This window comes from Candidatus Dormiibacterota bacterium (assembly GCA_036495095.1).
Lineage (GTDB): Bacteria > Chloroflexota > Dormibacteria > Aeolococcales > Aeolococcaceae > CF-96.
In genome coordinates, this window is the sequence record DASXNK010000200.1 from 14702 (window position 1) to 29094 (window position 14393).

Here is a 14393-nt window from a genome sequence, read left to right on the forward strand (position 1 = left end):
ACCGTCAGACGGGGCTGACGACGTGGTGGCGGCGGCCCGGCGTCCGTCCCCAGCCGTCGGCCGCCGCCAGGCGCGCGATCAGCTCCGCCCTCAGGGCGGGCGGGTCGACGACGGCGTCGACGACGAGCTCGCTGCCCAGGCGGAGAAGGTTCATCTCCGCCCCCTGCTCGGCCACCCGTGCGGTGATGTAGGCGGCGCGCTCCTCCGGGTCGGAGATCTCGGCGATCCGGTTGGCGTACATTGCGTTCGCCGAGGCCTCGGGCGACATCGTGCCGATCGTGGCGGTGGGCAGTGCGAGCGTGGCCCGAGGCTCGAAGCCGGGGGCGCACATCGCGTAGTAGCCGGCGGCGTACGCCTTGCGCATCACCACGGTGAAGCGGGGGACCTCGGCGCTCGCCATCGCCGTCAGCATCTTTGCGCCGTGGCGGATGATCCCCTGACGCTCGACGGCCACGCCCACCATGAACCCCGGGACGTCCTGGAGGAAGATCAGCGGGATGTTGAACGCGTCGCACAGCCAGATGAACCGTGCCGCCTTGTCGGCGGAGTCGACGAAGATCGCCCCGGCCCGCACCGACGGCTGGTTGGCCACGATCCCGATCACCCGGCCGTCGAGCCGGGCGAGGCCGGTGACCATCTCCTGGGCCCAGAGCGCCTTGATCTCGAAGAACGACCCGCCGTCGACGAATCGGTCGATCACGTCCCGAACGTCGTAGGCGAGGTTCGGATCGGTGGGGATCAGACCCTCGGGCCAGTCGAGGATGTCCGGGGGTCGGGACTCGATCGTCGCCGGCGGCTGCCGGAACGAGGCGGGCAGGTACGAGAACAGCAGGCGGGCGGCCGCGATCGCCTCCCAGTCGGCGCTGAAGACCTCGTCGCCACACCCCGAGACGGACGCGTGCATCATCGCCCCACCCATCTCCTCCAGGGTCGAGATCTCGCCGGTGACCTTCTCCGCCACCCGTGGTGACGCCAGGTACATCGAGGCGTTGCCCTCCACCATGCCGACCCAGTCCGTGAATGCCGGCATGTAGGCGCCGCCCGCGGCCGAGGGGCCGTGCAGGCAGCAGATCTGCGGCACCCGTCCGGAGAGGCGGATCTGGAGGTGGAAGATCGCGGCTGCGCCGCGACGCCCGGGGAAGAACCCCATCTGGTCCGAGAGGCGGCCGCCTGCGGCGTCGACGAGGTAGAAGACGGGAAGCAGGTCACGGTCGGCCCGCTCCAGGATCCGAACCTGCTTCTCGCAGCTCAGGCCGCCCCAGGAGCCGGCCTTGACCGTGAAGTCGTGAGCGATGACGGCGACAGGCCGTCCCTCGATGCGGCCGACGCCGGTGAGCACTCCGTCGGCCGGGAGGCCCGCGCGGCCTGCGTTGGCCAGCAGGCCGTCCTCCACCCATGAATCGGGGTCGAGGAGCAGGCGGAGGCGGTCGCGGACAGGGAGCTTGCCCGGCCACCTGGAGGCGTCGAGACCGGCGAGGGCGGCCGTCCGGGCGGCGAGCACGTCGGGCGCGGGATTCGGCGCCACGCTCAGGCGTCCGCGACCGGACGGCGGTACATGAGACCGGTGCGCCGGAGCCGGCAGACCAGCTCGTCGCGCTGGTTGTACGCCCGGTGCTCGAAGACGACCAGGCCGTTCTGTGGCCGGGACCGCGACTCCCTCGCCTCCACGACCTCGCTGATGACCCTGATCGTGTCGCCGGGGAAGACGGGGGCGGGGAAGGTCACGTCGCTGAGCCCCAGCTGGGCAACGATCGTGCCGAGCGTCAGCTCGGGCACCGACAACCCGACCACCAGCGCCACGGTGAACATGCTGTTGACCAGCGGCCGGCCGAACTCCGTCCCCGCGGCGTAGTCGGCGTCGAGATGCATCGGCGCGGGGTTCATGGTCATCGTCGTGAAGAGCACGTTGTCCGTCTCGGTCACGGTCCGGCGGATGACATGCTCGACCATGAACCCGACCGGCAATTCCTCGAACCACCGGCCCGACACGGCGCGGCCGCCAGCGGTACGGTCACCTGAGAGCACGCGCTTGACCCCCGGTCCGAGATTAATTATCGTTCATTCCGGTGGACATAATGTAGGCAGGGCCGATGGCGAAGTCAAGAGGGGTCTCGGCCGACGCGGTCCGCACGGCAGCCTGCGACCTGTTCGCCGACCGGGGCTACCGCGGGACGTCGATGAAGGACATCGCGCGCGCGCTCGGTGTGTCGGCCCCCAATCTCTACAACCACACCCTCGCCAAGCAGGACCTGCTCGTGGGGATCATGACCCTGGCCATGGATCGGGCCATCGCCGCGCACGACGCCGCGGTCGCGGGGGTGGAGGACCCGGCCGAGCAGCTGCGCCGGGCCACGGAGACGTCCGTCCTCGACTTCCTCGCCCACCCGGCCGAGATCACCGTCTGCAACACCGAGATCCGCAGCCTCGAGGAGCCGCACCGGGCGGCGATCACCGGCAGGCGAGACGCCTACGCCGCGCGCATCCGCGCGATCGTCGACCGCGGCTGCGCCGGCGGCCGGTTCTCCACCCTCCAGCCGCGCGTGGCCACGTTCGCCATCCTCGAGCTCCCGGCCAACGCCACGGCCTGGTTCAGGGAGCGCGGTGAGCTGTCGGCGGCTGAGGTCGCCCGCATCTACGGCCAGTTCGCACTGCACATCGTCGGCTATCAGAAATAGTGACTGGGATCGTATACTCCGGCGGGGGTGAACCGGAGAGGCACGCGGGAGAGCGAGGTGCAGGACCCATCGACGGGGGAGGGCCTGGATCGCTGCTCACCCACCGGTGTCCCGGCCGGGCACCGGACCGCCGCCCCGAGCCCGGACACCTTCCCGTTGATGGTCGAGAGCATCATCGACTACGCGATCTTCGCGATCAGTCCGGATGGCCGTGTGGCGACCTGGAACGAGGGAGCACGGCGGCTCAAGCAGTACGACGACCACGAGATCGTGGGACGTCATATCTCCACCTTCTACCCGCCGGAGGACCAGGCCTCCGGCAAACCGGAGCGGCTGCTGGCGACAGCGGACCAGGCCGGTCGTGCAGAGGACGAGGGATGGCGCATCCGGAAGGATGGGTCGCGCTTCTGGGCCAACGTCGTCATCACCGCTCTCCGTGGCCCGGAGGGAGGACTTCGCGGCTTCGTCAAGGTGACCCGGGACCTGACCGAGCGCAGACGCGCGGAGGAGGCGCTCCGCCAGAGCGACCAACGGTTCCGGGTCATGGTCGAGAGCGTGATCGACTACGCGATCTTCATGCTCGATCCGGACGGCGCGGTGGCGACGTGGAACGAGGGAGCGCGGCAGCTCAAACGGTACGAGGCGGCCGAGATCATCGGTCGTCATTTCTCCGCCTTCTACACGCCTGAGGACCGGGCCTCGTCGAAGCCTCAACGGTTGCTCGACGAAGCCACCCGCAACGGCCGTGTCGAGGACCAGGGGTGGCGCATCCGCAAGGACGGCTCCAGCTTCTGGGCGGACGCGGTGATCACCGCACTGCACGCCGGTGACGGCCGCCTCATCGGCTTCGCCAAGGTGACGCGCGACCTCACGGAGCGCAGGCGCGTCGAGGAGGCCCTGCGCGAGGCGGCCGAGCGTGAGCACGAGGCGGCGGAGCAGCTCCGCGAAGCCGCCCGGAGCAGGCAGGCCCTCGTGGCCATCGTCGCGCACGACCTGCGTGCGCCGATCAGCGTCCTCCATGGATCCGCCGACCTCCTCGTCCGCGACTGGGAGCGCCTCGACGAGGCGGACAGAGGGAAGCTGCTCGGCGGGCTGTTGTCGACCAGCTCCCGGCTTCGGGAACTCGTCGACGACGTTCTCGATCTCAGCCGCATCGAGGCAGGGAAGCTCGACTACCAACTGGATACCGTCGACCTCCTCGAGGTTGTCCTGCGCGCGGCTGGCGATGTGGATCCCGGCCGTCAGCGCATCGTCGTGGTCCCGCCCGCCGGGGGGGCGTTGGTACGGGGAGATGAGCGAAGGATCTGGCAGATCGCCACGAATCTGATGAGCAACGCCCTGAAGTTCTCGCCTTTCAGCGCCCCGGTCGAGGTGGTCGTCGACGTCGAGGGCGGGTCGGCTCGCGTCGCCGTGACCGACCGGGGCGTCGGGATCACCGAGGAGGAACAGCTGAGGTTGTTCCAGCCGTTCTCCCGGATTCGGGAATCGAGGGGCGCCGGTCCGGAATCGGGAACGGGGCTCGGTCTCTATATCGCGCGGTCGCTGGTGACGGCCCAGGGAGGCGACATCGGTGTGTCCAGCGAGCCCGGTGCCGGCTCGACCTTCCACTTCACGCTGCCGCTCGCCCTCTGAGCGACGTGCCTCGCCGCGGCCGGCCTCAGGCCCCCTTCACCCCTGGTCGGGCGCGGTGATCCGGGCGATCTCGGCCAGGTCAGCGGCGGTGGGCTGCCACTCACCGGCCCTGACGTTGGCAGCGACCTGCTCCGGCGAGGTGGCCCCGGCAATCACCGACGAGACGGTCCGCTGGGCGGCCAGGCCGCCGATCGCGACATCGAGCATTGTGATCGAACGCTCGCGCGCGAAGGCCTCGAGTTTCTCGAGCACATCAAAGGTATCCGCGGTGAGCACCGACTCACGTTTCCACACCTGGATCCGGCTGCCCTCGGGCGGGGCCTCGCCGCGTCGGTACTTGCCGGTGAGCAGGCCGCTCGCCAGCGGGAAGTAGGGCAGAAGACCGATCTCGTAGCGCTCCAGGGCCGGGACCAGGTCGGCCTCGATCGCGCGCTCGAGCAGGCTGTACCTGTTCTGCGCGCTGATGAAGCGCTCGAGGTTGCGGGTGCGCGCGATCCACTCCGCATCAGCCGTCTGCCAGCCGCTGAAGTTCGAATGACCGAGATAGCGTACCTTCCCCTCGTGGACGAGGTCGTCAAGGGTCGACAGGGTTTCCTCGATCGGGGTGGCCGGGTCGGGCACGTGCATCTGATACAGATCGATCCACTCGGTGCGCAGCCGGCGCAACGAGTTCTCGACCGCCCGGCGGATGTAGCGGCGCGATCCGCGCGCACCCCAGTCCATGCCGTTGTCCTGGCCGAGCCGGCGGACGTCACTGCCGAACTTGGTTGCGATCAGAACGTCGTCCCGGCTGCCCTGAAGGATCTCGCCAAGCCGCTGTTCTGAATCGCCATACGAGTCCGACGTGTCGAACAGGTTGATGCCGTGATCGAGGGCGGCATGGACGACCGCCCGGCTCTGCTCGAGATCGAGCTTCATCCCGAAGTTGTTGGTACCGAGGCCGACCACGGAGACGGCGAGACCGGACGTTCCGAGACGGCGTGGCGTCATGGTCACAGCATAGCGGGCGCATTCCGTCCGGCCGCCGCTCCTGACGGCAGCCGCCTTGGTCAGCGGCTCATCCCCCTCCCCTGGTGGCGGCCCGAACCGCGGGCCCCGGCATCAGGTGGAGCGACGCCGGTGCAGATGCTGCCGAACCACCCGTAGCCACCGTGGGCCGGCCTGGGCCGGCGGCTGCTCCAGTCCCTTCAGGCGTGCACGTGCGGATCGGAGCTGCCGGTCCGCCGCTGCCAGGCGCACGCGCAGCTCATCGCGCTCCCGCGTCACCTCCTCCAGGCGGCGCCGCAGAGCCCCCTCGGAATTCTGTGGTCTCGTCGCGACGCGGAGCGCCGGCTCCGCCACCTCGTCCTCGTCCGAGCCTCTCCGCGCACGCGAACGCTGGGCGAGTGCGTTCAGCACACCGTCGATCGCGCGCCACTGGTCGTCCAGCTCGGGATCGATCGCAGCCGCCGATCGCTCAGTGCTCATCCGTCATCCACCCCGGAGAGCGGTCTGCGCCTCCTCCGGTCCTCCGTCGAACGGCGCAGCATGGTCACTCTCGCTCTCATCATCGTCCAGCGGACGGCGGGTGGGCGACACCACCGCCGTGCACCCGCCAGAGACGATCGGCTCTTCCCAAAACTTGCGGCGACACGGGGAAGTATGTGACGGAGGGATGGTTCACACCGCTTTCGTGTCATCGGCGATCGGCCGCCGAGCGCTGGCCGGCCGACAGCCCTGAGCAAGGTTGGTCGGGTACCGTGGATGCTGTGGAAGCCCGTTCGGCGGCATGAGCAGGATTCTCGGTGCGGGTCTCCGCGCCGGCGCGGCGCTGGTCTTCGCCGCCGGGCTGGCAGGGTGCGGGTCGGCCTCGAGCGGTCAGGGCGGGCTCCCGCCGGCGCCACTCCCCACGCCGGCGATCACCACGCCACCCGCGGGCGGCCGTGTCGCCTATGCCGCCCTCGGCGCCTCCGAGACGTACGGGGTCGGCGCCAGCCCGATCTCCGACGGCTACGCCTACCGGCTGCGCGACGCCCTGCGGCTGACCGCCGCCGACTTCGCGGACGTGGCCATCCCGGGCGCGACCCTCGGCGACGCCTACCAGACCGAGCTGACCAACGCTCTCACCATCCAGCCGACGGTGTCGACGGTGTTCTTCGGCGTCAACGACATCCGTGCCGGGGTCCCGATCGCCCGGTTCACCTCGGACCTCAGCGACCTCGTCACCACCCTGCGGCGGGCCGGATCGAGGGTGCTCGTCGTCGGCGTCCCCGACCTCGGTGTCATTCCGGCGGTGCGGGCGGCGCTCCGCGGCGCCGACGCCGCGGCGCTCACCCGGCAGTGGAATGCGGCGATGCGGGGCGTCGCCGCCGCGACCGGTGCCGCCTTCCTCGACCTCGAGGAGCTCTCGAGGGAGATCTCGACCCATCCCGAGGAGATCGCCCCGGACGGCCTTCACCCGAGCGACGCGGGCCACGCACGGCTCGCGGCGGTCATCCTCGCAGCGCTCCGCTCACAGGGGTACGTCAGCGCATGACCATCGAGACCACCGGGCTCACCGAGACCTCCGAGCCCGCCGTCCTCGTCCCCACGCTCTGCTTCGAGGACGTTCGCACGTCGCTGTGGGCGGGCGGCGAGGAGGTTCGGATCCTGCGCGGGGTGAGCTTCCGGCTCGACCCCGGCGAGCTCGTCGCCCTGGTCGGCCCGAGCGGGAGCGGCAAGAGCACCATCCTCGGGATCGCCGCGGGCCTGGACGCGCCGACGTCGGGCCGCGTCGTCATCGACGGCACCGACATCAGCCGGATGCCCGAGCGGCCGCTGTCGCGGCTGCGCTCGCGGCGCATCGGCATGGTCTTCCAGTCGTACAACCTGCTGCCGACCCTGACTGCGCTCGAGAACGTCGAGCTGCCCCTGCTGGTCCCGGGCCAGCCGCGGCGGCCACCGGGCCGGGCGCGTGAGCTGCTCGCCGGGCTGGGTCTGGAGCACCGGCTCCACCACCGTCCGTCGCAGCTCTCGGGGGGCGAGCAGCAGCGCGTCGCCGTGGCCCGGGCCCTGGTCACCGACCCCACCCTGCTGGTCGCCGACGAGCCGACCGGGAACCTCGACACCGCAACCGGCGAGGCGCTCGTCGACGTGCTCCTCGAGGTGCGACGGCACCACGGGACCACGGTGCTCGTCGCCACCCACAACGACGCCCTGGCGCGGCGGGCCGACCGGGTGCTGCGGGTCCGCGACGGGGCGCTCGAGTGACCGGCGCGCTCCGCCTCGCCCTGCGGTACGTGCCCAGGGCGCTGGCGCGCGGCGGCCGCCGCGCCGTGGTCACGCTGCTCTGCATCGCCGTCGGGGTTGCGGCGATCGTCGCCCTCGAGGTCGCGGCGCTGTCCGTCGGCGACGCGCTCACCACCAACGTCCGCGCCGCCAACGGTGGCGACATCTCGGTGTCGACCAACTCCGCGCCGCTCTCGTCGAGCGACCTCGCCGTGCTCCGGCAGCTGGCCGCCCGCGGCGTGGTCAGCCGCTGGACCGCGGTGAGCCGGGTCCACGCCACCGCGGGCACCCCCGGCGGCCGCCTGGTCCCCTTCGACGCCGCCGTCGTCGACACCTCGACCTACCCCGTCGGAGGCCAGCCCACCTTCGTCACGCCCGCCGGCGGCAACGTCCAGCAGCTGCTCCGCCGTCCCGGCGACGTGCTCGTCTCCGCCGTGCTCGCCGACGAGCTGGGGGCGCATGCCGGCTCGCCGCTCCACGTCGACGGCGTCGGCGGAACCGGCCTGCAGGCGACCGTCCGCGGGGTGCTCGCCCAGGCGTCGCTCGAGCACGCGGCGGTGATGTACGTGCGCCTCGCCGACGCGGGCACGCTGACCTCGGCCCCACCGCAGTACGTCTCCGTGTACGCGAACGTGAACGGCGACGCCACCTCCACGGCTGCGCTGCTGCGCCAGGCCTTCCCTCAGGCGGGGATCACCACCGTCGCCGAGGCGGTGGCGAGCGCTCAGCAGCAGGTCCACGACTTCCACACCTTCGCCCTGCTCTCCGGCCTCGTCGCCCTGCTGGTCGCCGGGGTCGGGATCCAGAACGCGATGCAGTCCTCGCTGGCGTCACGGATCACCGAGGTCGCCATGCTCAAGGCGCTCGGCAACCCGCCGGCCGTCGTCGGCGGCCTCTTCGCGCTCGAGGCGGCCGCCCTCGGCGCCGCCGGCGGGGCGGTCGGCACGGCGGTCGGGATCGGGGTGAGCAGCGCCGTCACCGCGGCCGTGGTGCGTGCCACCGGGCTGGCGGCGTCGGCGCACGTCGACCCGGGGGTGGTCCTCGAGGGCATCGGTCTGGGCCTCGGCGCCACCGTCCTCTTCTCGCTGCTGCCGATCAGCGGGGCGGTCGCCGTCCGCCCCCTCGGCCTGATGCGCGGCGACCTCCTGCCCGCGCGGCGCTCGGTGCCGCGGCAGCTCGGCCTCCTGCTCGTCGTCGTCGCACTCTTCGCGCTGCTCGCCGCCTACGTCACCGGCGACCTCCAGGCGTCGGTCCTCCTGGTCAGCGGCGGGGTCGCGATCTGCGGCCTCCTCACCCTGCTCTTCGCGGCGGCGGTCGGTGCGCTGGCGCGGCTCCGGCGGCCGGCGCACACGGCGACCGCAGCCGGGGTCACGGCCGTGTCGGTCGTGGCCGTCGCCGTGGTGGCTCCGCGCGCGCCCGCCCTCGCGCCGCTCGCGCTGCTCGCGCTCGCCGTCTGGGTCGCGGCCGCGCTCGGCCCCCAGCGCTGGCGACTCTGGCTGCTGATGGCGGGTCGGAGCCTCGACCGGCGGCGCACCCGCAGCGCCGTGACCATCGTCGCCCTCTTCGCCGGCGCACTCTCGGCGGGGCTCACGATGACGATGGCGTCCGCGCTCCACGGGCAGATCACCGATGCCATCGCCAGCAGCGGGTCGACCAACCTCGTCGCCGTGGCCACCGACCCGTCGCGCGACGCGCTGCTCCGGAGCGCAACCCGCCTGCCCGGGGTGCAGATCTCGCAGGCGACGGTGATCGCCGCCGGACGCGCCACCGCGATCGACGGCGTGCCGGTGGCCGCGGCGCCGGCGCCCAACGCCACCGACGACCCCGGTGAGGGCCGTCTGCGGGCCCTGAACGGGCTGACCGGGTACGCCCTCGGCTCCGGGGACCTCCCCGGCTCGATCCGGGTGAGCGAGGGCCGGCCGCTGGGACCCGCCGACGCCGGCACCACCAACGTCCTCGTCGACCGGTCCCTGGGTGGGCCGCCCACATCGCTCCATCCAGGCTCGACCGTCACCCTCGCCGACGCCACCACCGGCAACCGGGTGACCGTGACCGTGGTCGGCACCTATGGGCGGGCCGGTCTGCGCAGCCAGCTGACGTCCCGCTACTCGCCCCGCGTCCTCGGCGACGAGACCGCCGCGCGCAGCCTCGCCGGCGGGGGCGTGGAGACGGTGCTGAGCATGTCCATCGCCCCGGCACAGCTCGACGCCGACAGCGTGGTGCTCCAGCGCGCCGTCCCCAGCGCGCTCGTGGCCAACGTCAACGACCTCACCGTGGTGGTGAGGACGGTCCTCGACAACCTCCTGCTGGTGCTCACCGTGGTCACCGCGATGGTGGTGCTCGCCGGGATCGCGGTCGTCGCCAACAGCGTCACCCTGGCGCTGATCGAGCGGGCGCGCGAGGTCGCCCTGCTGAAGTCGGTCGGCTTCGGACCCGGGCACGTCCTCACCGTGGTGGTGCTCGAGCACGGGCTCGCCGGATTCCTCGCGAGCGCGGCCGGGGTCGTGTCGATCGCCACCGCGCTCGCCATCCTCTCCCGGCAGGTGCTGGACACCCCGATCGCCGTCAGCGTGGGCATCAGCGCGGCGCTGGTGAGCGCCTCGGTCGTGGTGACCGCGCTCACCGCGTGGCTGGCGGCGCGCAGCGGAGCCTCGGCCCGGCCGTCGACGGCGCTGCGCAACTCCTGAGCGTGCCGGGAGCCCGACCCCCGGGAGTCATGGACCCGTCACCGCCCAGGAGGACGATCCGCCGGTGAGCCTGCGCGACGGCTTCGTCCTCGCCCTCCGGAGCGCCCTCCGCCGCCCGGCGCGGACGGCGCTGACGGTGGTCGCCGTCGCCCTCGGAAGCGCCCTCCTGGTCGCCCTCGCGGTGATCTCGCAGGTCGCCGACACCCGGGTGATCAGCCAGCTCGGCAGGGGCGGCCCGGCCACGGCGATCGATGTCGCCGCCGCCGCTCCCGACCCGGTGTCCCCGGGCAGTGACAACCCGACCCTGGGGCCGGCGAAGAACCTCGACGACGCCGCCCTGGCCGCCATCCGGCGCCTGCCGCACGTGACCTCGGCCCTCCCGATCGTCTCGCAGCCGGTCGTCGTCGTCCCGCCGCCGCGCGGCCCCGCCATCCCGACCCTCGCCGGCGACGACCCCGACCGCGGCCTGCCGCGGCCCTTCACCACCACCGCGGTCGGCATCGACCTGGGCGCGGTGCGCGACCTGCCGGTGACCCTCCTCGCCGGCCGGCTGCCGGCGGGCGGCTCGACCGTGGAGGTGGCGGTGACCCTCGACTACCTGGACCGGCTGCACCTCGACCTCCGGCGGCCGCAGGCGGTACTCGGGACCGAGGTGGAGATCGGGGCTCCGCAGGTGCCCGCGCAGCCTCCGGCACAGAACCGCGCCCGCTGGTCGCGGGCGGCGATCACCGGCGTGGTCGCCCAGCAGGTCGGCGGCGGGACCCTGCTCACGTCACTGACGCTGGCGCGCACCGAGCGCGCCTGGCAGCTCGCCGGGGTCGACGGGAGGAGCCTGGGGCTCCCCCTGCCGGTCTCCGAGTACGCCAGCATCGTCGTGGTCGCAGACTCGCTCGGTTCGGTCCACGCGGTGCGGGCCGCGATCAGCGGTCTCGGCTACTCGACCAGCGCGCCGGAGCAGCTGGTGGCCACCGTGCAGCGATACCTCCACGTCGTCGACGTCGTGCTCGGAGCGATCGGGCTCATCGCGCTCCTGATCGCGGCGCTGGGCATCACCAACGCCCTGCTCGCCGCGGTCCGCGAGCGGCGCCCGGAGATCGGCGTCCTCAAGGCGATCGGTGCCCGCGACTCCGACGTCCTCCGCTGGTTCCTGACCGAGGCGCTCATCTGCGGGGTCGCCGGCGGCCTCCTGGGGGCGCTCGGCGGCCTCGCGGCGGTGGCGTTGACGGCCGCGGCGGTCAACGGCTACCTCGTCCAGCAGGGGCTGGAGGGAGTCGATCTGGGCGGAGCGCCGTGGACGACGGGCCTCGCCGGTGTCGCCGGCTCGGCGGTGCTCGCCCTGCTCGCCGCGGCCTGGCCGGCGCTGCGTGCGGCGCGGCTGCCGGCGCGCGATGCGATGGCAACCACGTGACCCGCTCGCGCTTCGCCGCGGTGGCCACCGCCGCGGCGGCCCTCGCCGCCTGCGGAACCGCGCAGACAACACCGGCGATCGCCCCGGGCCCGGTGCTCGCTCCCGCCGGGATGCCCGTCGTCTTCGCCGCGCTGGGGGCCAGCGAGACGGCGGGGGCGGGCCTCTCCGACATGTCCCTGCAGCTGCGGGCGGCGTGGCCTCAGCTGTTCTTCAACGCGGCGCTCCCGCGGGCCGCGACCTATTACAACTACGGCGTCGGAGGGATCACCGCGGCCGAGGCGCTGCAGCTCGAGGTGCCCGCCGCACTCGCCGTGCATCCCACCCTGGCCACGGTGTTCTTCACCCTCAACGACCTGGTGCGGGGGGTGAGCAGCGCCCGATTCGAGGCCGACCTCGACGTCATCGTCCACGCGCTGCGCCAGGGCGGCCGGGCCACGGTGCTCGTCGCCAACACCCCCCACCTCGAGGACCTTCCCGCCTACCGCGCCTGCCTGTCGCCGCTGCGGGCGTCGACCTGCCCGTTTCCCACGCCGGTGACGGTGCCCCCGCCGAGCGAGGTGGCCGCGCTCGTCGACGCCTACGACGCCGCCGCAGCCCGCGTCGCCGCGCGCGAGGGGGCGATCCTCGTCGACCTCGCGGCGAACAGCGCGGACGTCATCGCCCGTCCCGAGCTGGTCGCCGAGGACGGATTTCACCCGAGCCCTCTCGGGCACGCGGAGATCGCGCGCCTCTTCGCGGTCGCGTACGCGCAGCGACGCTGACCCGGCCGGAGCCGCTCACCGGCGTCACCGCCCGGCGAAGTACTCGTCGGTGGCGATGACCGACGCGATCAGCAGCTCGTCCCGAAGGCCCGACTGCATGCGGCCGGTCCAGTAGGCGAGGCCACCGGCGTCGGGCTGGTGGCCCAGGAAGTGCTGGAAGACGCCTCGGACGAGGTTCTGGTAGCCCTCGGTGCTGGTCAGGATGGACGCCGACACCAGGTAGCGGGGCGCGCCGGTGTCGAGCCGTCCCCCCCAGTACGCCAGTCCTCCGGGCTCGGGACCGCGTCCGAGGATGTCGTCGTAGAGGACGCGCACGTAGGTGAGGTTGTCGTCGTGTCCGCGCAGGTGGAAGTACTCGTCCGACCCGATCAGGCTCTCGGCGAGCTGCTCGAAGGTCGCTCCCCTGGCGATGTACCCCACCCAGAAGCCCTCGCCCCCGCTGTCGGTGGCGCGCTGGAGGAACCGCGAATAGAGCGCCTGCACCTGGAGGCCGCGGTACTCGGTCGAGGCGGTCAGGCTGGTGGCAACCGGGTACCGGGGTTGACCGGCGTCGATCAGCCCGCTCCAGTATGCGAGGCCGCCGGCATCGGAGGGGCGCCCCAGCAGGTCCCGGTAGACACGGCTGACGAACCCCTGCGTACCGGCCGGCGCAGCCGGGGGCGCGGTCCCGTGGATGCTGCCCATGCCGGTGGGGCCGTCGTATCCGGGCTGTGCAGTGCAGAGATAGCCGGGCGTGCACACGCCGTTGCTGCCGCTGACCACATCGTTGGCGGCGCCGGGCAGATACAGGGAGGAGGCGCCGGCTCCCGGCCGGGTGGCTCCACGCAGCGCATATCCGGCCGCGACGATCGGAGCGGCGGCGCTGGTGCCGCCCACGCGCATCCAGCCCCCGTTCGCGTAGCTGTCGTACACGGCGACGCCGGTGCCGGGATCCGCGACGGCCGCCACGTCCACGACCGTGCGCCGAGAGCAGCCCGTGTCCTTCTGCCAGGCCGGCTTCGTCTCGTAGGCGCTGCAGCCGCTGCCGCCACCGCTCCACGCGCTCTCCGACCAGCCACGGGGGTCCGACGAGGGGCGAAGGCTGGTGCCACCGACGGCGGTCACGTAGGGGGAGGCGGCCGGATAGTTGACCCCGTAGCCGCCGTCTCCGCTGGCGGCGACGATGGGCACACCGGGGTGGTTGAAGAGCGCGTCGTCCTGCCGCTCGGCGGGGTACTCCGGCACTCCGAAGCTGAGGCTGAGCTCGGTCGCGCCCAGCGCCAGGGCCTCGTGCACCGCCTGGAAGACGTCGCCCAGGACGTCGCTGTTCGCCTCGACCAGCAGAATGGAGCAGAGTGGGCAGGCCGCCGACGCCATGTCCAGGTCGACTGACGTCTCCGTCGCCCAGTTCACCTGCGGCGGCGGATACCGGGTTCCGCCCTGCTGGTCGACCTTGCGGAAGCACCCGTTCACACTGGTGCAGGGTGACAGGGAGAACTGGCCCCGGTAGACGGCGAGATCCGCCTCGGCCGACGGATCGTCGTAGGCGAGGACGACGGCCAGCACGTGCCCGCGCCCGCCGCCGGCCGATGCGAGCCCGTACGCCGAGGTGAGGTCTGCCGGGGAGTAGCTGTTCGGGAGCGGACCCGCGCCCAGGGCGCTGCTCTCGACCCGGCCGCGGCGGGTGCTGACGTCGGCGAGGCAGCGCACGTGGCCCGGCGGGGCCGCTCCGCACACCCCGGCGCTGCCGAGCCCTGCGCCGTCCAGGGTGGTGACGGTCGCCGGGGTTGCCGTCGCCACCCGGGCCGGGCCCGTTCTCCCCTGGGGTGCCGCCAGCAGCAGCATCATGACCAGGAGCCACCCTGCTCCAGCGAGCTCGCGGAGGGCGCGGCGGCGGTGTCCTCCCCCTGCACTCATCGAGGTGGTAACGGGGCGCCGCGCGGTTTCTGGCGGCGCTCGGACGGTCACCCGCTGACCGCCGCTGCGGTCTCTGTGGAAACCTGAG

12 protein-coding genes are annotated in these 14393 nt (G+C 72.6%); 7 read left to right on the forward strand and 5 right to left on the reverse strand.

Features of this window, described 5'->3' with window-relative positions; genetic code table 11:
* Positions 1-4: 4 nt before the first annotated feature.
* Positions 5-1525: an acyl-CoA carboxylase subunit beta gene (locus tag VGL20_20420; GenBank protein HEY2706053.1), complete on the reverse strand. Its 1521-nt coding sequence runs from the start codon at positions 1523-1525 to the stop codon at positions 5-7.
* A 2-nt stretch (positions 1526-1527) separates the two neighbouring features.
* The gene (locus VGL20_20425) at positions 1528-1989 is read right to left on the reverse strand and encodes a MaoC family dehydratase (GenBank protein ID HEY2706054.1); all 462 of its coding nucleotides are present in this window, start codon (positions 1987-1989) and stop codon (positions 1528-1530) included.
* A gap of 101 nt (positions 1990-2090) precedes the next feature.
* Here VGL20_20425 and VGL20_20430 point away from each other — a divergent pair, with 101 nt between their 5' ends.
* Positions 2091-2675: a TetR/AcrR family transcriptional regulator gene (locus VGL20_20430; protein HEY2706055.1), complete on the forward strand. Its 585-nt coding sequence runs from the start codon at positions 2091-2093 to the stop codon at positions 2673-2675.
* Positions 2676-2834: 159 nt separating this feature from the next.
* Entirely contained in the window at positions 2835-4307 is a 1473-nt protein-coding gene (locus VGL20_20435) for a PAS domain S-box protein (GenBank protein ID HEY2706056.1), read from the forward strand.
* A gap of 36 nt (positions 4308-4343) precedes the next feature.
* On the opposite strand, the gene VGL20_20440 is transcribed toward VGL20_20435, so the two are convergent.
* Both VGL20_20440 and VGL20_20445 read right to left on the reverse strand, forming a co-directional pair.
* On the reverse strand, positions 4344-5297 hold the full coding sequence (locus VGL20_20440; GenBank protein ID HEY2706057.1) for an aldo/keto reductase: 954 nt from the start codon (positions 5295-5297) through the stop codon (positions 4344-4346).
* A gap of 111 nt (positions 5298-5408) precedes the next feature.
* Entirely contained in the window at positions 5409-5774 is a 366-nt protein-coding gene (locus VGL20_20445; GenBank protein HEY2706058.1) for a hypothetical protein, read from the reverse strand.
* A gap of 301 nt (positions 5775-6075) precedes the next feature.
* Between VGL20_20445 and VGL20_20450 the strand changes: the two genes are divergently transcribed.
* The 5 genes from VGL20_20450 to VGL20_20470 all read left to right on the forward strand — a co-directional run bounded on the left by VGL20_20450 (position 6076) and on the right by VGL20_20470 (position 12409).
* Positions 6076-6822 (forward strand): SGNH/GDSL hydrolase family protein, encoded by a 747-nt coding sequence (locus VGL20_20450; GenBank protein ID HEY2706059.1) that lies wholly within the window; start codon positions 6076-6078, stop codon positions 6820-6822.
* On the forward strand, positions 6819-7535 hold the full coding sequence (locus tag VGL20_20455) for an ABC transporter ATP-binding protein (GenBank protein HEY2706060.1): 717 nt from the start codon (positions 6819-6821) through the stop codon (positions 7533-7535). The genes VGL20_20450 and VGL20_20455 overlap by 4 nt, the downstream gene beginning before the upstream one ends.
* Positions 7532-10240, forward strand: a complete 2709-nt coding sequence (locus VGL20_20460; protein ID HEY2706061.1) for an FtsX-like permease family protein — start codon at positions 7532-7534, stop codon at positions 10238-10240. Before VGL20_20455 ends, VGL20_20460 begins: the two co-directional genes overlap by 4 nt.
* Positions 10241-10304: 64 nt before the next feature.
* Entirely contained in the window at positions 10305-11648 is a 1344-nt protein-coding gene (locus tag VGL20_20465) for an ABC transporter permease (GenBank protein HEY2706062.1), read from the forward strand.
* Positions 11645-12409: a GDSL-type esterase/lipase family protein gene (locus VGL20_20470; GenBank protein HEY2706063.1), complete on the forward strand. Its 765-nt coding sequence runs from the start codon at positions 11645-11647 to the stop codon at positions 12407-12409. The genes VGL20_20465 and VGL20_20470 overlap by 4 nt, the downstream gene beginning before the upstream one ends.
* A 24-nt stretch (positions 12410-12433) precedes the next feature.
* On the opposite strand, the gene VGL20_20475 is transcribed toward VGL20_20470, so the two are convergent.
* The gene (locus VGL20_20475) at positions 12434-14305 is read right to left on the reverse strand and encodes a DUF4214 domain-containing protein (protein HEY2706064.1); all 1872 of its coding nucleotides are present in this window, start codon (positions 14303-14305) and stop codon (positions 12434-12436) included.
* Between the last annotated feature and the right edge of the window lie 88 nt (positions 14306-14393).

What these genes read in the sequence shown, in the direction of transcription:
- VGL20_20430 (HEY2706055.1), top strand. Translation starts at nt 2,091, where the DNA reads ATGGCGAAGTCAAGAGGGGTCTCGGCCGACGCGGTCCGCACGGCAGCC.
- VGL20_20435 (HEY2706056.1), top strand. Translation starts at nt 2,835, where the DNA reads ATGGTCGAGAGCATCATCGACTACGCGATCTTCGCGATCAGTCCGGAT.
- VGL20_20440 (HEY2706057.1), bottom strand. Translation starts at nt 5,297, where the DNA reads ATGACGCCACGCCGTCTCGGAACGTCCGGTCTCGCCGTCTCCGTGGTC.
- VGL20_20445 (HEY2706058.1), bottom strand. Translation starts at nt 5,774, where the DNA reads ATGAGCACTGAGCGATCGGCGGCTGCGATCGATCCCGAGCTGGACGAC.
- VGL20_20450 (HEY2706059.1), top strand. Translation starts at nt 6,076, where the DNA reads ATGAGCAGGATTCTCGGTGCGGGTCTCCGCGCCGGCGCGGCGCTGGTC.
- VGL20_20455 (HEY2706060.1), top strand. Translation starts at nt 6,819, where the DNA reads ATGACCATCGAGACCACCGGGCTCACCGAGACCTCCGAGCCCGCCGTC.
- VGL20_20475 (HEY2706064.1), bottom strand. Translation starts at nt 14,305, where the DNA reads ATGAGTGCAGGGGGAGGACACCGCCGCCGCGCCCTCCGCGAGCTCGCT.